The sequence below is a fragment of the Janthinobacterium sp. GW456P genome, from assembly GCF_002127655.1.
Taxonomy (GTDB): domain Bacteria; phylum Pseudomonadota; class Gammaproteobacteria; order Burkholderiales; family Burkholderiaceae_D; genus Janthinobacterium.
Genome location: NZ_NEHB01000010.1, coordinates 174,253 through 192,639, shown reverse-complemented (window position 1 = coordinate 192,639; position 18,387 = coordinate 174,253). Strand labels below are relative to the sequence as shown.

Sequence of the window (18,387 nt, the reverse complement as noted above, 5' to 3'; positions counted from 1 at the left end):
TGAAATATTGCACCGTGTCATCATCGGCACGGTGCATGTCGCGCCTTTTCTCCCGTTCATTTCCCACCGGCATTTTTCTGCCGTTCAACACGCTGATTTCTTTGTTGAAACGTCCCTAAAACACTGAGTATGTACGCTAGCGCACGGTCTTGCCTGCGCCGCCCTCCTACGATGAAGTTCAGAAAATCTCCCTATACCCTGAGATTCGTCGCAACGCTCCGGCGCTTCGCTTTCCGTCTTCGCCAGTGTCCGATCGTGTTCTTTCAGACTGGGCCCGCATGACGGTGGCCGCTGGCTGCCTGCGTGCACCTAGCGAGGCCCAAGTTGAAAGAGTACACAGCAGTAGTCGCAGAACAGATCAAGGAACAGATTTCCAAAGTCAAAGAAATCTTCCGCGACCATTCCCTTGCAGCGGACACTTTCGACGCCGCGCGCGACGATGCCTTGCCCCTGCGTTCGGAGTTATTCAGCGCCATGCAGATGGCCGCCCACGGCAAGCACGTGGCCGCCGGCCATGCGGTGGGCAAGCATCATGGCCGCGACCGCCTGTTGGCGCGCCTGGCCGACAATGCGGCCCTGATCACGGCCACCGTCAATGAACTGACGGCGACTGTCAAAAGCGGGCGCCAGGTCACGCCCGCTTCGGAGTGGCTGCTCGATAATTTTTACCTGATCGAAGAGCAGATCCGCACCACGCGGCGCCACTTGCCGAAGAATTACAGCAAGGAGTTGCCACGGCTGAGTTCCGGCGTGGATGCGGGTTGCCCGCGCGTGTATAAAATCGCGCTGGAAATCATCTCGCACGGCGATGGCAGGGTCGACCTGGAAAACCTGTGTCACTTCGTCGAGGCTTACCAGGACGTGGCCACCTTGACCTTGGGCGAACTGTGGGCCGTGCCCATCATGCTGCGCCTGGCGCTGATCGAAAACCTGCGCCGCGTTGCCGCGCGCGTGGCCGACGACCGCATGCAGCGCGACCTGGCCAACACCTGGGCCGACCAGATGACGGAGATCGCCGAGCGCAATCCCAGCGGCTTGATCCTGCTCGTGGCGGACATGGCCCGTTCGAATCCGCCGATGACCAGCGCCTTCGTGGCCGAATTGTCGCGCCGGCTGCAGGGACAGAGTTCCTCGCTGACCCTGGCGCTGTCGTGGCTGACGCACAAGCTGGCCGAGTCGGGCCTCACCATCGAGCAACAGATCCAGTCCGAGATCGGGCAGCAGGCGGCCGACCAGGTCTCGATCGCCAACAGCATCGGCAGCCTGCGTTTTCTCGGCACCATGGATTGGCAGGAATTCGTCGAGACCATGAGCGTGGTCGAGCAAACCTTGCGCCTGGACCCGGCAGGTACGTATGGCTTGATGGATTTCGCCACGCGCGACAGCTACCGCCACGCCATCGAACGCATCGCCAGGCGCAGCGCGCGCAGCGAAGTGGAAGTGGCCGAGATGGTGGTGCAGTTGGCGCACACGCACGGCAATGGCAATGACGCGCGCCGCGGCCATATCGGCTTTTACCTGGTCGGGCGCGGCGTGCTGGTATTGGAAAAGCAGGCTGGCGCCAAGCTGCCGTTCATCGAGGCGCTGCAGCATACGGCGCGCGCCGCGCCGCTGGCCGTCTATCTGGGGGCGATCTCGTTCCTGACCCTGGCGACGAGCGCCTTGCTGCTCGAGCGCGCCGTGCGCCATGGCGTGCAGGGCTGGCCCCTGGCGGCGCTGGGCGCGCTGGCGCTGCTGGGCAGCAGCCAGCTGGCCGTGGCCGTGGTGAACTGGTTGGCAACCCTGATGACGTCGCCGCATCCGCTGCCGCGCATGGATTACCAGTCCGGCATTCCGTCCGATGCGCGCGGCATCGTCGTGGTGCCGACCCTGATCTACAGCCCGGAAAACGTGGCGGCCCTGTGCGAGGCGCTGGAAGTGCGTTATCTCGCCAACCGCGACCCGAACCTGCGTTTCTGCCTGCTGACGGATTTTGTCGACGCGCAGGCGCAAACCCTGCCCGGCGACGAAGCCCTGCTGAACCAGGCGCAGGAAACCATCCGTGGCCTGAACGAGAAATACCGCGTGGAGGGTGCCGCGTTCAAGGACAACGGCGACCCGGCCGACCCGGAAGAGCTGGGCCATGTGGGGCCGTTCCTGCTGCTGCATCGTCCGCGCCTGTGGAATTCGCAGCAGAATGCGTGGATGGGACAGGAGCGCAAGCGCGGCAAATTGTCTGACCTGCACGCCTTTTTGCGCGGCGGCGCGCGCGACAAATTCTCGCTGGTGGAAGGCGAGTTGCGTGGCCTGCGCACGATCAAATACGTGATCACGCTCGACACCGATACGCAGCTGCCGCGCGACGCGGCGCGCGAATTCATCGCCACCATGATGCACCCGCTGAACCGTCCCGTGCTCGACGCGGCCGGCACGCGCGTGGTGGCCGGCTACGGCATCCTGCAGCCGCGCGTGGCCGTGGCGCTGCCCAGCGCGAACGCGTCGCGCTACGAGCTGCTGTGCGGCGGCGAACCGGGCATCGACCCGTACACGCGCACCGTGTCCGACCTGTACCAGGACGTCTTTTATGAAGGCTCGTTCATCGGCAAGGGCATCTATGACCTCGACATGTTCGAGCGCGTGCTGGGCCAGCGCCTGCCCGACAATAAAATCCTCAGCCACGATTTGCTCGAAGGCTGCTACCTGCGCGCGGGGCTCTTGAGCGACTCGCAGCTGTACGAGGAATATCCGGCCCGCTACGACGCCGACGTCAGCCGCCGCCAGCGCTGGATACGCGGCGACTGGCAGCTGATTGGCTGGCTGCTGGGCCGGGTGCCTGGCCGCGCCGGCAAGCGCGAACGCAATCCTTTGTCGATGCTGTCGCGCTGGAAGCTGTTCGACAATCTGCGCCGCAGCATCGTGGCGCCCGCCACGACGTTGTCGCTGCTGCTGGTGTGGGGCTTTTTGCCGCACGTGGCCTTCTGGAGCGCGGCCGTGCTGGCCATCATCTTCCTGCCGCCCGTGTTTTCGGCCCTGTACGATCTGCTGCGCAAGCCGCGCGACACCCTGTGGCGCCAGCACCTGGCCGCGTTCGAGCGGCGCTGCGGCGTGCAGTTTTCGCACGCCATGCTGACCCTCGTCTTCCTGCCGTATGAAGCGTGGATCAGCCTGGACGCCATCGCGCGCACCTTGTGGCGCCTGGGCGTGTCGCACAAACATTTGCTCGACTGGCGCGCCTCCAACCTGCACAGCTCTTCCGGCAGCCAGGCCGACAGCTGGCGCGCCATGTGGTGCTCGCCCGCGCTGGCGCTGGCCACCTTCGGCGCCTTGCTCTACTGGCGCCCGGCCGCCTTGCCGGCCGCCGCCGTGGTGCTGCTGCTCTGGCTGGCCGCACCCGCCATCGCCTGGTGGATCAGCCGCCCCATCGAGCGGGCCGTGGCGCGCCTGTCTGCCGAACAGGGACGTTTCCTGCATGGCGTGGCGCGCAAGACCTGGGCGTATTTCGATACCTTCGTCGGGCCGGACGACCACTGGCTGCCGCCCGATAACATGCAGGAACACCCGAACCTCGTGGTGGCGCACCGCACTTCGCCGACGAATATTGGCCTGGCGTTGCTGGCCAACCTGACGGCCTACGATTTCGGCTATCTCACCTTGGGCCAACTGATCGAGCGCAGCCGCGCCACCCTGCACAGCATGGGCGAGCTGGAACGCTTCCAGGGTCACTTCTATAACTGGTACGACACGCAAACGCTCAAGGCACTGCAGCCGATGTACATCTCGACGGTCGACAGCGGCAACCTGGCCGGCCATCTGCTGACCTTGCAGCCGGGACTGGTGGAACTGTACGACGCTCCCATCATCGGCGCGCAAGTGGTGCAGGGCATCCGTACGACGGCGCAGGTGCTGCAGGAATTCATCGCCGCAGAAGGCGAGGGCAAGGCCATGCGCGAGAGCATGAGCCTGTTGCAGGCGCAGGCCGCTCCCGCCACCCTGGCCGAATGGCATGCTTATCTTGCCGCCGCGAATGGCGCGGCCGATGCGCTGCTGTCGCTGACCCTGCAAAGCGAGGATGGCGAGCTGTCGATGTGGACGGGCGCGCTGGCGCGCCAGTGCCGCGCGGCGCTGGCCGAGTTGCTGCAACTGGCGCCGTGGGCGGCGCAGGCGGGCATCGATGCGGCATGGCTGCGCATGCCGACCCTGCGCGAACTGGCCAACCTGGAAGTGCCCGAAGGCACGCCATCTGAGCTTGCGGCCCTGCTGGCGCAAGGCCGCGAGCAGGCGGGCCGCCACATGCGCGACATCGCCCACGCGGCGGGCCAGGCGCGCGACTTCGCGCAGATCGAATACGGCTTCCTGTACAACCCGTCGACCAAGCTGCTGGCCATCGGCTACAACGTCAGCGAACGCCGGCTGGACCCCAGCTACTACGATTTGCTCGCCTCCGAAGTGCGCCTGGCCAGCTTCATCGCCATCGCCCAGGGCCAGCTGCCGCAGGAGCACTGGTTCGCGCTGGGCCGCCAGCTGTGCATGGTGGCCGGCCAGCCCGTGCTGCTGTCGTGGAGCGGTTCGATGTTCGAGTACCTGATGCCGCTGCTGGTGATGCCGAACTACCCGAACACCCTGCTCGACCAGACCTACCACTCCGTCATCGAGGCGCAGATCGACTATGGCCGCCAGCGCGACGTGCCGTGGGGGATTTCCGAGTCCGGCTACAACACGGTCGACGCCAGCCTGAATTACCAGTACCGCGCCTTTGGCGTGCCGGGCTTGGGCCTGAAGCGTGGCCTGGCCGACGACCTGGTGGTGGCGCCGTACGCCAGCATGATGGGCCTGATGGTGCAGCCGGAAGCGTCGTGCCAAAACCTGCAGCGCATGCAGGCGGCCGGCTACATGGGCCGCTATGGCTTTTTTGAAGCGATCGATTTCACCACGGCGCGCCTGCCGCGCGGGCAGGGTAGCGCCATCATCCGCTCCTTCATGGTGCACCATCAGGGCATGGGCTTTTTGGCCCTCAGCTACCTGCTGCACGACCGCCCGATGCAGCGCCGTTTCGAGTCCGATCCGCTGCTGCAATCGGCCTTGCTGGTGCTGCAGGAACGCACGCCGCAGGCCGGCGCGTTTTACTCGAACACGGCCGAACTGGCGGTGCTGCGCAGCGGCGCGCCCGAGCAAGCCATGCCGATGCGCATCCTCACGCAGGCCAACAGCGCCGTGCCCGAAACGCAGCTGCTGTCGAATGGCCGCTACCACGTCATGGTGAGCAATGCGGGCGGCAGCTACAGCCGCTGGAAAGACCTGTCCGTGACGCGCTGGCGCGAGGACAGCACGCGCGATAACTGGGGCAATTTCTGCTACCTGCGCGACCTCGACGACGGCGCCGTCTGGTCCACCATGTACCAGCCGACCCTGGCCGAACCGAAGAAGTACGAGGTGATCTTTTCGGAAGGGCGGGCCGAGTTCCGCCGCGCCGACCATGGCCTCGACCTGTACACGGAAATCGTCGTCTCGCCCGAGGACGACATCGAAATCCGCCGCACGCGCATCAGCAACAATTCGAACCGCCAGCGGCGCATCGAGATCACCAGCTTTGCCGAAGTGGTGATGGCGCCGGCGGCCGCCGACGCGGCCCATCCCGCGTTCAGCAAGCTGTTCGTGCAGACGGAAATCCTCGCGCATGAAAAGGCGATCCTGTGCACGCGCCGGCCCCGCTCGAAAGACGAGCAGATGCCGTGGCTGCTGCATGTGATGACCGTGCACGATATCGAGCGCTACGAAGTGTCGTTCGAGACGGACCGCGCGCGCTTCATCGGCCGCGGCAACACGGCGCAGCTGCCGCAGGCGCTGCAGGACGACGGGCCGCTCAGCGGCGGCCACGGCTCCGTGCTCGACCCCGTCGTGGCCATCCGCTACGTCATCACGCTCGAACCTGACCAGGCCGTCACCGTCGACAGCGTCACCGGCATGGTGGAGCAGCGCGAGGCGGCGCTGCACCTGATCGACAAATACCAGGACCGCCATCTGGCCGACCGCGTGTTTGAGCTGGCCTGGACGCACAGCCAGGTGGTGCTGCGCCAGTTGAACGCCAGCGAAGCGGACGCGCAGCTGTATGCGCGCCTGGCCAACGCCGTCATCTATCCGAATGCGGCCCTGCGCGCCGAAGCGAGCATCCTGATCAAGAACCAGCGCGGCCAGTCCGGCCTGTGGGCGTATGCCATTTCCGGCGACCTGCCCATCGTGCTGCTGCAGATACGCGACGCGGCCAATATCGAGCTGGCGCGCCAGATGGTGCAGGCGCATGCCTATTGGCGCCTGAAAGGATTGATCGTCGACCTGGTGATCTGGTACGAGGAGCAGTCGGGCTACCGCCAGCTGCTGCACGACCAGATCATGGGCTTGATCGCCTCGGGCATCGATGCGCAGGCGATCGACCGCCCGGGCGGCATCTTCGTGCGCCTGGCCGAGCAGATCGCCAACGAAGACCGCATCTTGCTGCAATCGGTGGCGCGCGCCATCATCAGCGATTTGCGCGGCACCCTGGCCGAGCAGGTCAAGCGTCCGCCGAGTCCCGTGCTGCGCATGCCGCCGCTATTGCAGGACCCGGTGCGCGAGCATGGCGGCGTGCCGCACCGGGCGCCGCAGCGCGAGCTGATTCTGGAAAATGGCCTGGGCGGTTTTACGCCCGACGGGCGCGAATACGTGATCACCACCGCAGAAGGCAAGCAGACACCGGCGCCGTGGTCGAACGTGCTGGCCAATGCGCAATTCGGCACGGTGGTGTCGGAAGCCGGGCAGGCGTACACGTGGAGCGAGAACGCGCATGAATTCCGCCTCACGCCATGGCAGAACGACCCCGTGTCCGACCTGTCGGGCGAAGCGTTTTATGTGCGCGACGAGCAGACCGGCCAGTTCTGGTCGCCCTCGTCCCTGCCCGCGCGCGGCAGCGGCGACTACGTGACGCGCCACGGTTTCGGCTACAGCATTTTTGAGCACAGCGAGGGCGGCATCGCCACCGAGTTGTGCACCTATGTGGCGCTCGATGCGGCCGTCAAATACTCGGTCATCAAGGTGCGCAACGACAGCGGCGTGCCGCGCCGCCTGTCCGTCACCGGTTACGTGGAATGGGTGATGGCCGACCTGCGCGCCAAGTCCGGCATGCATGTGGCCACCGAGGTCGATACGATCAGCGGCGCGCTGTTTGCGCGCAATAACTACAACACGGAGTTTTCGGGCCGCGTCGGCTTTTTCAATACGGACGCCAGCATCCGTTCCATCACCTGCGACCGCAATGAATTCATCGGCCGCAACGGCAGCCTGGCGCAGCCGGCGGCGCTGCGCCGCGTGCGCCTGTCCGGCAAGGCGGGCACGGGGCTGGACCAGTGTGCCGCCATCCAGGTGCCGTTCGAACTGCAGCCGGGACAGGAGCGCGAAATCGTCTTCCTGCTCGGCGTGGGCGGGCGCCGCAATGCCGACGCCAGCACCATGGTGCAGCGTCATGCGGGCAAGGAAGCGGCCCGCATGGCGCTCGACGCGGTACGCGCGCACTGGGAAAGCACCCTGGGCGCCGTGCGCATCGAGACGCCCGAGCCGTCGCTCGACGTGATCGCCAATGGCTGGCTGATGTACCAGACCATCGCCTGCCGTTTGTGGGCGCGCAGCGGCTATTACCAGTCGGGCGGCGCCTACGGTTTCCGCGACCAGCTGCAAGACGCGATGGCGATGATCCATACGGCGCCGCAATTGCTGCGCAAGCATTTGCTGCTGTGCGCGGCGCACCAGTTTGTCGAAGGCGATGTGCAGCATTGGTGGCATCCGCCGTCGGACCGGGGCGTGCGCACGCACTGCTCCGACGATTACCTGTGGCTGCCGCTGGCCGCCTGCCGCTATGTGATCGCCACGGGCGACGTCAACGTGCTGTCGGAGGTAGCACCCTTCATCGAGGGACGGGCCGTCAAGCCGGAAGAGGATTCCTACTATGACTTGCCCGTGCGTTCGGGCGAGTCGGCGGACCTGTACGAGCATTGCGTGCGCGCCATCCGCCATGGCTTGCGCATGGGCGTGCACGGCTTGCCGCTGATCGGTTCCTGCGACTGGAACGACGGCATGGACAAGGTGGGCGAACATGGCAAGGGAGAGAGCGTCTGGCTGGCCTTCTTCCTGTACGAAGTGCTGCAGCGTTTCGCCGAAGTGGCCATGCTGCGCGGCGACGCCGCGTTCGCCCAGTTCTGCCGCGACGAAGCCGTGAAACTGGCGGCCAACGTCGAGGAACATGCATGGGATGGCGAGTGGTACCGGCGCGCGTATTTCGACGACGGCACGCCACTGGGCTCGCACACGAACGAGGAATGCCAGATCGATTCGATTTCGCAAAGCTGGGGCGTGCTGTCGGGCGCCGCCAACAAGGAGCGGGTCGCCGGCGCCATGCGCCAGGTCGATGCGCGCCTCGTGCGCCGCGATTCCGGCGTGATCCAGCTGCTCGATCCGCCGTTCGACAAGGCCGACCTCAACCCCGGCTACATCCGCGGCTATGTGCCGGGCGTGCGCGAGAACGGCGGCCAGTACACGCATGCCGCCATCTGGACGGCGATGGCGTTTGCCCGCATGGGCGACGGCGAAAAGGCATGGGAGCTGCTGCGCATGATCAATCCCGTGCGCCATGGCGTCGACGCGCAGGCGGTGGCGCGCTACAAGGTGGAACCGTACGTGGTGACGGCCGACGTGTATGCCGTGGCGCCGCACGTGGGGCGCGGCGGCTGGAGCTGGTACACGGGATCGTCGGGCTGGCTGTACCGCCTGATCGTCGAATCCCTGCTGGGTCTGACGCGCGAAGCCAACGTGCTGCGTCTGGCGCCGGCCATGCCGGCCGAATGGGACAGCTTCAAGCTGCATTACCGTTTCGGCGCCAGCAGCTATGCCATCACGGTGGAGCAGGCGCAGGGACGCGCAGCGGGATTGTCAGTCGATGGCGTGGCGCAGGGCGGCAACAGCATCGCCCTGCGCGACGAGGGCCGCGACTATGCGGTGCTACTGCTGCTCTAGTTTTGCCACTTCTCGTGTTCGGGACGGCGCCGGCCAGCCAGCAGGATCAAGCCGGCGCCAAGTAGCAGCAGGTCGCGCGTGCGCACTTCGGGCGCGGATGGCGTCGCCGTCTGGTGGTGACGCAGGGGTGCCGCCATGGCGGCGGCAGGCTGGCTGGCGCAAGCGGCCAGGCACAGCGCCGCCACGTGTCTATTCAACTGCATATATTCCTCAAGAAAGCGCGCTGACCGTTCCGGATCGGCGCGCCGGTATTCATGTCGACGATATTGTAATTATGAGTATGAATGTTGTAAATGGGAAATTATGCGGGGTTATCTCAAAATCCCAGGGCCGCGCCCGCACCCAGCAGGGTGGCTAGGCCCAGCACGGCAAAGATCAGCGCCGCAATGCCATGCACGAGGCGCAGCGGGACGCGGTTGGCGATCCTGTCGCCCAGGTAGACGGCCGGCACGTTGGCCAGCATCATGCCGAAGGTGGTGCCCAGCACGACGGAAACGATATCGTGGTAGCGCGCCGCCAGCGCCACCGTCGCCACTTGCGTCTTGTCGCCCATTTCCGCCATGAAGAAAGCGATCAGGGTGGTCAGGAAGACGCCGTACCTGGCCAGCTTCGTCTCGTCTTCATCGAGCTTGTCGGGGATCAGGGTCCAGGCGGCCATGGCCAAAAAGGAGACGCCCAGCACCCAGCGCAGCGCGTCGGGCCCCAGCATGCCGGTGATCCAGGCGCCGACGGCGGCGGCGAACGCGTGGTTGGCGATGGTGGCGACGAAAATGGCCAGCACGATGGGCAGGGGTTTGCGGAATTTGGCAGCCAGCAGAAAGGCCAGGAGCTGGGTCTTGTCGCCGATTTCAGCGAGACCGACGATGCCGGTGGAGATGAGGAATGCTTCCATGAGATTGCAAGAGGTACGCGGGCCGGACGAATTAACCAATGATCCACGGGCGACTCCGGCCCATGCGGCCGCCCTGGATCAATGGTCTCGTCAAGTTCTGCAACCACCTGCACCATGGCCTGCGGGCCAATCATGTTGATACAGGTTCCCGCGGCAGGACCGCGGGACGACTACTCCCCAATGTTCGAGGCGCATCATACGCCTATGCCCGTCCCGGCGCCAGTAGCGGCCTGGTGTGTGGGGCTTCGACAACAATGATCGATTTGTAAACAGACTCGACTTAGAATGCAGTTCTGTCCACGATTCCCAGATGGAATGCGCCATGCCGGTTCTTGTCCGCTTGCTTGCCTTGTGTTTGATGGCTCCCTTGCCCGCCCTGTGCGCCGCCGCGCCCTTCGACGACAAGTTCCGCCAGCTGGAAGAACTGCTGCCCACGCCGAACAGCTACCGCACGGCCTCCGGCGCGCCGGGCCACGCCTACTGGCAGCAGCGCGCCGATTACGTGATCCGCGCCACGCTCGACGAAGCGCGCCGCGCCATCACGGCCAGCGAGCAGATCACCTATCACAACCGCTCGCCCGACAGCCTCGCGTATCTGTGGCTGCAGCTGGACCAGAACGGCTTGCGCCAGGATGCGGACCAGCGCCGCGTATTGAGCGCCCCGTCGCGCCAGGCCTGGCTGAGCGGCAACGAAGACGAAGCGCTGAAATTCGAGGACTTGCGCGCCATCCATGCGGGCCGCGAATTTGACGGCGGCTTCAAGCTCAGCGCCGTGAAAGCGGCCGATGGCAAGCCGCTGCCGTATGTGGTCAACCAGACCATGCTGCGCATCGATCTGCCGGTGGCGCTGGCGCCCGGCCAGAGCATTACGTTCAACATCGACTGGTCGTATCGGATCAATGACCAGAAGGTGCTCGTCGAGCGCTCCGGCTACGAGTATTTTGAAGACGACAAGAACACGATTTTTCAGATCGCGCAGTGGTTCCCCCGCATGGCCGCGTATTACGACGCCGTCGGCTGGCAGCACAAGCAGTTCCTCGGTTCCGGCGAATTCACGCTGGAGTTTGGCGACTACGAGTTGTACCTGACGGTGCCGTCCGACCACGTGGTGGCCGCCACGGGCGAACTGCAAAATCCTGCGGCCGTCCTGAGCGCGGCGCAGCGCGAGCGCCTGGCGAAGGCAAAAAACAGCGCTACGCCGCTGCTGGTGATCACCCCCGCCGAGGCGCTGGCGGCGGAAAAGGGCCGCGCGGCGGGCATGAAAACCTGGCACTTCAAGGCGGCCAACGTGCGCGACGTGGCGTGGGCCTCGAGCCGCAAGTTCATCTGGGATGCGCAGGGTTTGAATAGCGGCGGCAAGCGCGTGATGGCCATGTCGTATTATCCGAACGAGGGCAATCCGCTGTGGCAGCAGTACAGCACGCGCGCCGTGGTGCACGCGATCGAGCAGTACAACAAATACAGTTTCGACTATCCGTATCCGAATGCGATTTCCGTCAATGGCGCCGTGGGCGGCATGGAGTATCCGATGATTGCGTTCAATGGCGGACGCCCCGTGAAGGACAAGAAGACGGGGGAACTCACGTATTCGAAGACGACGAAATACGACCTGATCGGCGTGATCATCCATGAAGTGGGGCACAATTATTTCCCCATGATCGTCAACTCGGACGAGCGCCAGTGGACGTGGATGGACGAGGGCCTCAATTCCTTCCTGCAGTACCTGGCCGAGCAGGCGTGGGAAGAGCATTTCCCCTCCTGGAATGGCGAGCCGCGCAAGATCGTCGATTACATGCGCAGCCAGAACCAGGTGCCCATCATGACCAATTCCGAGTCCTTGCTGCAGTTCACGGCGAACGCCTACGACAAGCCGGCCACGGCTCTGAACATCCTGCGCGAAACCATCCTCGGGCGCGAACTGTTCGACTTCGCCTTCAAGCAGTACGCCGTGCGCTGGAAGTTCAAGCGCCCGACGCCGGCCGATTTTTTTCGCACTATGGAAGACGCTTCCGGCACGGACCTGGACTGGTTCTGGCGCGGCTGGTTCTATACCACCGATGCGGTCGACATCAGCATCGACGGCATCAGCGAATATGGCGTGAGCACGAAGAATCCCGAAGTCGAGAAAGCGTGGAAGAAGGCGCAGAAGGAGGCGCAGCCCATCTCGATCTCGGACCAGCGCAACCAGGTGCTGCCGAAGAAGGTCGATACCGATCCCGCGCTGAAGGATTTCTATAACCGGCACGATGAATTCACGGTCACCAACAAGGACCGCAACAGCTATGCGGAAGAGCAGGAAACGCTGGAGCCGTGGGAGCGGAAGCTGCTGGAACAGCGCAACATGGGCAAGCATCTGTACCTGGTCGACTTTTCGAATCTCGGCGGCCTGGTGATGCCGCTGATCCTGGAAATCGAACTGCAAAGCGGCAAGAAGCTCATCGAGCGCGTGCCGGCCGAAGTGTGGCGCTACGCGCCGCACAAAATCAGCAAGGTGATCATCACGGACGAACCGATGGTGGGCCTGGTGCAAGACCCGTACTGGGAGACGGCCGATATCGACACCAGCAATAACGCCTGGCCGAGAAAAATCACGCCGTCGCGTCTGGAGTTGTTCAAGCAGGACCGCGACAAGCATAACCTGATGAAGGATTTCAATACGCCGCTGAAGGCGCCCGAGGTCCAGCCGCAAGCCAAGGCAGAAGCAAAATAGGCAAACGGCGCCGGCCAGTCCGGCGCTTTTTTCTACCGGCCTGCGCCGGAAGTGCTATTCTGCGCGACGCCCCGGCGTACACGGACCGGGGCTTTCGCAAATCATTCAAAAGACGACCATGCAAACTTTGACCTTCCTGCGCGCGCTGGGCTGTGCGCTCCTTTGCCAGGTGACTCTGGCCGCGCACGCCGATCCCCTCAGCTACGCGCGCTACGACCAGGTGCGCACGCGCGACCTGCAGCTGGACCTGAAAGCCGACTTCAAGCAAAAGACGCTGTCCGGCTATGCCGAGCTGTCCTTGAACTGGATCGACCCGCAAGCGCGCACGCTGGTGCTCGATACGCGCGACCTGTCGATCGCCAAGGTGCAGGTACAGGACAAGCGTGGCGCCTGGCAGATGGCGCCGTACCAGCTGGACAAGGCCGACCCGGAAAAGGGCCAGGCGCTGCGCATCACCACCACGGGCCAGCCGGGCAAGGTGCGCGTCTACTATCACACGGCGCCGAACGCCATCGCGCTGCAGTGGCTCACGCCGCAGCAGACCATGTCGGGCAAGCTGCCGTTCATGTTCAGCCAGTCGCAAAGCATCAACGCCCGCTCGTGGGTGCCGTCGCAGGATACGCCGGCCGTGCGCTTTACCTACAGCGCGCGCATCGAGGCGCCGGCGGGCATGCGCGTCGTGATGAGCGCCGAGAACGACGAAAAGGCGACGGGCAAGGGCGGCTGGAAATTCCGCATGCCGCAGCCGATTCCATCGTACCTGCTGGCCATCGCCATCGGCGAACTGGAAGTACGCAAACTCGGTCCCCGCTCGGCCGTGTACGCCGAGCCGCCGCGCATCAAGGCGGCCGAATACGAGCTGGCCGATACGGAAAAAATGATCCAGGCGGCCGAAGCGCTGTATGGACCGTATGGCTGGGGGCGCTATGACATGATCGTGCTGCCGCCATCGTTCCCCTACGGCGGCATGGAAAATCCGCGCCTGACCTTCCTCACGCCGACCATGATCGCGGGCGACCGCAGCCTGGTCGACCTGATCGCGCATGAACTGGCCCACTCGTGGTCGGGCAACCTGGTCACCAACGCCTCGTGGAAGCACATGTGGCTCAACGAAGGCTTCACCACCTACGTCACGACGCGCATCGTCGAGCAGCTGTATGGCAGCGACGTGGCGCAGATGGGCGTGCAGGTCGACCAGGAAGAACTGGCCGCGTCGATCCGTGAATTGCCAGCCGCGAAAACGGCGCTGATCACGCGTGATGCGGACGCCAATCCCGCTGAAACCTATACGGACGACGGCATCATCTACCCGAAAGGCGCCTGGTTCCTGGCCACCATGGAGCGCCGTGCCGGCCGCGCCGTGTTCGACCCCTTCCTGCGCGGCTGGTTCGACCAGCATGCGTTCCAGAGCGTGACGACGGAGCAGTTCGTCGCCTACCTGCGCAAGAACCTGCTGGCGCAGCATCCGGACGTGATGCCGGAAGCGGAGCTCGAGGAATGGCTGTATGGCACGGGCGTGCCGGCCAGCGCGCAGCGCGTCGTCTCGCCGCGCCTGGCGCTGCTGGACCAGCACCGCGACGCCTGGCTGAAAGGCGAGCTGGCCACCAAGGACCTGGGCATGGACAAGTGGATCGCCATCGAATCGATGCACTTCCTGAACGACATCAACAACAAGGCCAGCGCGGCGCAATTGCGTGAGCTGGACCAGGTCTACGGCGTGGGCAAGAGCGGCAACAATGAAGTGGCCTACCGCTTCTATCTGGCCTCCGTGAACGCCGGCTACGACGTGCGTCAGCCCTTGCAGGCATTCCTGCTGAGCGTGGGCCGCCAGAAGTTCGTCGTGCCCCTGTACAGCGCCCTGATGAAGACGCCGCAAGGCCATGCCTGGGCCAAGGACGTGTATGCGCAGGCGCGCGAACGCTACCACCCGGTGACGCAGGAAAGCGTCGATAAACTGATGGCCGCGCAAGCGCATTGAACCTTTCTTTGGACATCCTGACCATGCCTACCATGAACCGCCTCGCCGCCGCCATCGTGCTGGCGTTTTCCGTCATTGCCGTGCCGGCGCTGGCCTTTGATGCCGCGCCCGCCGCCGCCGCAGCTACGGCGGCACCCGCGCCCGCCTTCGACCTGGACCGCGACGTCGCCATGGCCCTGAAGGTGTTCGACGTGCCGGGCATGGCGATTGCCATCGTCAAGGATGGCAAGGTCGTCACCGCCCAGGGTTTTGGCGTGCGTAAACTCGGCGAACCGGCCGCCGTCGATGCGCGGACCGTATTCGAAGTGGCATCGAACTCGAAGGGTTTTACGGCCGCCGCGCTGGCCATGCTGGTCGACGAGGGCAAGCTGGCCTGGGACGATCCCGTCACCAAGCATTTGCCCGGCTTCCAGATGCACGACTCCTACGTCACGGGCGCCATGACCATCCGCGATTTGCTGACGCACCGCAGCGGCCTGGGACTGGGCGCCGGCGACTTGCTGTGGTGGCCCACCACCACTTTTACCACCGACGAGATCATCGAGAAGCTGCGCTACATCCGTCCGGCCACGAGTTTTCGCAACAGCTATGCCTACGATAACCTGCTGTACATCGTGGCCGGCAAGATCATCGCCGACAAGGCGGGAAAAAGCTGGGGCGAGGCCATGCATGAGCGCATCCTGGCGCCGCTGGGCATGACGGGCACCACCACCAGCCTGGCTGAAAACGCGGGCAATCCCGACGTCGCCAATGCGCACAGCAAGATCGATGGCAAGATCACCGCCGTCAAATCGATGCCCGTGCCGAACGCCGTGGGCGCCGTCGGCATCAACACGAATGCGGAAGATATCGCCAAGTGGATGATGGTGTTGCTGGACGGCGGCAAGATCGCCGGCGTGCAGGGCAAGGACGGCAAGGAGGCGCGCCTGTTCAGCGAAAAACAGGGCCGCGAGATGTGGACGGCGCAAACGCCGATCAAGATCCCCGAGCCGAAACCGGCGCTGGCCGCGACCAAGCCGAACTTCAGTGCGTATGGCCTGGGCTTCCAGCTGCGCGACTACAAGGGCATGAAAGTGGCCATGCACGGCGGCGCGCTGCAGGGCTTTTATTCGCGCGTGGTGATGGTGCCGGAAGCGAAGCTGGGCGTGGCCATTCTGACCAATGCGGAAAATGGCGGTTCGATGACGGCGCTGCAATGGCGCATCCTCGACCACTACCTGCAGGCGGCGCCGTCGGACTGGCTGGCGCTGGTGGCCAAGGTGGAGCAGGAGCAGCACGCGGAAGAAGTGAAAAAGCAGGGCAAGGCGTCGGGTGCGCGCGCGGCGAAATCGCAGCCTTCGCTGCCGCTGGCGGCGTACGACGGCGAGTATGAAGACGCCTGGTACGGCAAGGTCGTGATCAAGCCGGAAGGGAAAAAACATATCCTCAGTTTTACGCGTACGCCGGACCTGACGGGCGAACTCGAACACTGGCAGCACGACACCTTCATCGTGCGCTGGAAGGAGCGCAACTTCAACGCGGACGCCTACGTGACGTTCTCGCTCAATCCCGATGGCAGCATCGACCGGGTGAAGATGGCGCCCGTGTCGGCCGAGACGGATTTCAGCTACGACTTCCAGGACCTGAGCCTGGTGCCGGTGAAGCCGAAGGACGCGAAGAAATAAAGGGTCGATACCAAAACCGCAGCCTGGGCTGCGGTTTTTTTTCGCCTGTTTCCATGCAAATGCGCGGCAGGAGGGCGGCGGGCCGGTTTTTATTTCATGAAAAGGGATGAAAAAGAAACGTTATCTTGATTTCTTGTTTGCGTATTTATTAACTTTTCAGGGTGATACTATTTCTATGCGCCATATGCCTGGAGGCCGATGAATGCGGGCGGCTGGCGCTTGTGCCATGTTTTTTATAACGACTCAACTCTTGGGAATGGGATAAAAATGATCAATGTGAAAAAAGCCGTCTTTGTCTTTTGCGCCGCCGTCGGTTTTGCCGGCGCCATCAGTTCTTCCGCATATGCCTTGCCATCGCGCGAAACCTGCGAGGAAGCCTACACCGCGTGCGTGGTGGACGGCGATGCCAGCTCCTGCACTCTGGTCAAGCGCCTGTGCGGCGTGTACGGCATCCACCTGTAAGCCGGCAGCCGCATCCCGGATCGGGCGGCGCGCCGCAGTGGCGCGCCGCCATTTGCCTGATTATGGCTTGACGAACTTCAAGGTCATGCGGTCGCTCTCGCCGATGGCCGTGTATTTGGCCCGCTCCACATCCTTGTTGGCGTAAGTGGGCGGCAGCGCCCAGACGCCGCCCTGGTGGTCCGCCGTATCTTTCGGATTGGCGTTGATCTCCGACTTGGCCGCCAGCTTGAAGCCCGCGCCTTCGGCCAGCTTGATCACATACGCTTCGTGCATGTAGCCGCTGCTGGCGGTGGCATCCTGCGCCTTGTTCGCCGGCAGGCGGTGCTCGACGACGCCGAACACGCCGCCCGGTTTCAGGCTGTCATACACTTCCTTGAACAGGGTCTGCATGCCTGCTTCGCCGATCGGTATCCAGTTGTGGATATTGCGGAAGGTGAGCACCATGTCGGCCGTGCCTTTCGGCGCGATGCGGTAGGTGGCGGGCGGCGCGAAGGCGCCGATTTCCACCTTACCGAAGGCGGCCGGATTGGCGTCGAGCTTTTGCTGGAAGCGCGCCGCGCCACGGCGCGCGCCTTCGCTGGCGGATTGCGGGTCGTTGCCGGCGGCGATCAGCTTGCCATTGTCGCGCAGGTAGGGCGCCAGGATCTCCGTGTACCAGCCGCCGCCGGGCGCCAGTTCCACCACCGTCATGGTCGGCTTGATGCCGAAGAAGGTCAGCGTTTCATACGGGTGGCGGGCGCTGTCGCGCAGCGCATTGGCCGGCGTGCGCGCACTGCCGGCGATGGCCGCCTTCAGGGCCGCGTCGCCCGTGTCTGCGGCCAGCGCCGCGCCGCTGCCGCCACAGGCCAGCATGACCGTCAGGGCCGCGGCCAGGGATACTCGCTTCATCATCATCTGCTCCATGCGTGATTGGATCGGTTGGTAACTTGGTGGCGATCGCCATCAATGCCGATCATCGGTCAAGCACGCCGGCCGGTCAAGCGGATTCCGTACCCCATGCGGCGGCATACGCGGGCATGTCGCTGGTGTTGAGCGCATCGGCGATGGCCGCGCCACGGCCGTGCGTAAACGGCAGTTCGCCCGTCCAGACGGCATGCGCCATGTCGTCCGCGTCGTCGAGCGGGCCGCCCTGGCGCCGCTTGACGGCATATTCGTCGAGCGCGATGCGCAGCACGCTGGTGGCCGCGTATTCCTTGGCGCTGCCGCCGCGCACGTGCGCCAGGCGTCCCGGCGCCAGCTTGTTCATCAGCGCATCCATGGCCGCATGCTGCTGGCCGATATCGCTTACTTTTTCAAACTGCCCGTAAACCATCGCCGAACGGTAGTTCATCGTGTGGTTGAAGGCGGAGCGTGCCAGCACCAGGCCGTCGAGATGGGTGACGGTCACGCAGACGTCGCTGTCTTGCAAGCGCTTGAGCATGCGGCTGCCGTTCGAGCCATGGATGTACAGGTGGCCATCGATGCGCCAGCAGGCGGTCGGGATGCAATGGCTGCCCTTGTCGTCGTGGAAGGCGATATGGCACAGGTAGGCGGCATCGAGGATGGCGTACAGGGCGGCTTGCTCGTAGCTGGCCAGTTCGGCGACGCGGCGCACGCGGGTACGGGGGCTGGGAGGCAGGGCGGGTGTGGTCATGGCGGGAATCCGGTTGGTTGAAGAAGCAGGCCG

Annotated in this window: 9 protein-coding genes and 1 riboswitch; of the genes, 5 read left to right on the top strand and 4 right to left on the bottom strand. The window is 64.5% G+C overall.

Going from position 1 to position 18,387, the window contains the following annotated elements; genetic code table 11:
• Positions 1-324: 324 nt before the first annotated feature.
• Positions 325-9,015 (top strand): glucoamylase family protein, encoded by an 8,691-nt coding sequence (locus CBW66_RS11815; protein WP_367301877.1) that lies wholly within the window; start codon positions 325-327, stop codon positions 9,013-9,015.
• On the opposite strand, the gene CBW66_RS11810 is transcribed toward CBW66_RS11815, so the two are convergent.
• Positions 9,012-9,218 (bottom strand): hypothetical protein, encoded by a 207-nt coding sequence (locus tag CBW66_RS11810; RefSeq protein WP_086142905.1) that lies wholly within the window; start codon positions 9,216-9,218, stop codon positions 9,012-9,014. The genes CBW66_RS11815 and CBW66_RS11810 overlap by 4 nt on opposite strands.
• 113 nt (positions 9,219-9,331) lie before the next feature.
• Positions 9,332-9,907 carry a TMEM165/GDT1 family protein gene (locus CBW66_RS11805; RefSeq protein WP_086140041.1) on the bottom strand — a complete coding sequence of 192 codons (576 nt, stop codon included), beginning with the start codon at positions 9,905-9,907 and terminating at the stop codon, positions 9,332-9,334.
• A 9-nt stretch (positions 9,908-9,916) separates the two neighbouring features.
• Positions 9,917-10,098: riboswitch (yybP-ykoY riboswitch) on the bottom strand.
• A gap of 131 nt (positions 10,099-10,229) precedes the next feature.
• On the opposite strand from CBW66_RS11805, the gene CBW66_RS11800 reads away from it, so the two are divergent.
• The 4 genes from CBW66_RS11800 to CBW66_RS11785 all read left to right on the top strand — a co-directional run bounded on the left by CBW66_RS11800 (position 10,230) and on the right by CBW66_RS11785 (position 16,721).
• A complete protein-coding gene (locus CBW66_RS11800) occupies positions 10,230-12,617 on the top strand; it encodes a M1 family metallopeptidase (protein WP_086140061.1) in 2,388 nt (795 codons plus the stop codon).
• Positions 12,618-12,735: 118 nt separating this feature from the next.
• Entirely contained in the window at positions 12,736-14,595 is a 1,860-nt protein-coding gene (locus CBW66_RS11795; protein WP_086140040.1) for a M1 family metallopeptidase, read from the top strand.
• Positions 14,596-14,618: 23 nt separating this feature from the next.
• Positions 14,619-16,259, top strand: a complete 1,641-nt coding sequence (locus CBW66_RS11790; protein ID WP_086140060.1) for a serine hydrolase — start codon at positions 14,619-14,621, stop codon at positions 16,257-16,259.
• A 267-nt stretch (positions 16,260-16,526) separates the two neighbouring features.
• On the top strand, positions 16,527-16,721 hold the full coding sequence (locus CBW66_RS11785; protein ID WP_086140039.1) for a hypothetical protein: 195 nt from the start codon (positions 16,527-16,529) through the stop codon (positions 16,719-16,721).
• A gap of 60 nt (positions 16,722-16,781) precedes the next feature.
• Here the strand turns inward: CBW66_RS11785 and CBW66_RS11780 are convergent, their stop codons facing one another.
• Both CBW66_RS11780 and CBW66_RS11775 read right to left on the bottom strand, forming a co-directional pair.
• Entirely contained in the window at positions 16,782-17,609 is an 828-nt protein-coding gene (locus tag CBW66_RS11780; protein ID WP_205701186.1) for a class I SAM-dependent methyltransferase, read from the bottom strand.
• An 88-nt stretch (positions 17,610-17,697) separates the two neighbouring features.
• Positions 17,698-18,354: a pyridoxamine 5'-phosphate oxidase family protein gene (locus CBW66_RS11775; RefSeq protein WP_086140038.1), complete on the bottom strand. Its 657-nt coding sequence runs from the start codon at positions 18,352-18,354 to the stop codon at positions 17,698-17,700.
• Positions 18,355-18,387: the final 33 nt, after the last annotated feature.

Coding starts and splice junctions, on each gene's coding strand:
- CBW66_RS11800 (WP_086140061.1), top strand. CDS start 10,230: ATGCCGGTTCTTGTCCGCTTGCTTGCCTTGTGTTTGATGGCTCCCTTG.
- CBW66_RS11785 (WP_086140039.1), top strand. CDS start 16,527: ATGATCAATGTGAAAAAAGCCGTCTTTGTCTTTTGCGCCGCCGTCGGT.
- CBW66_RS11790 (WP_086140060.1), top strand. CDS start 14,619: ATGCCTACCATGAACCGCCTCGCCGCCGCCATCGTGCTGGCGTTTTCC.
- CBW66_RS11775 (WP_086140038.1), bottom strand. CDS start 18,354: ATGACCACACCCGCCCTGCCTCCCAGCCCCCGTACCCGCGTGCGCCGC.
- CBW66_RS11780 (WP_205701186.1), bottom strand. CDS start 17,609: ATGAAGCGAGTATCCCTGGCCGCGGCCCTGACGGTCATGCTGGCCTGT.
- CBW66_RS11805 (WP_086140041.1), bottom strand. CDS start 9,907: ATGGAAGCATTCCTCATCTCCACCGGCATCGTCGGTCTCGCTGAAATC.
- CBW66_RS11795 (WP_086140040.1), top strand. CDS start 12,736: ATGCAAACTTTGACCTTCCTGCGCGCGCTGGGCTGTGCGCTCCTTTGC.
- CBW66_RS11810 (WP_086142905.1), bottom strand. CDS start 9,218: ATGCAGTTGAATAGACACGTGGCGGCGCTGTGCCTGGCCGCTTGCGCC.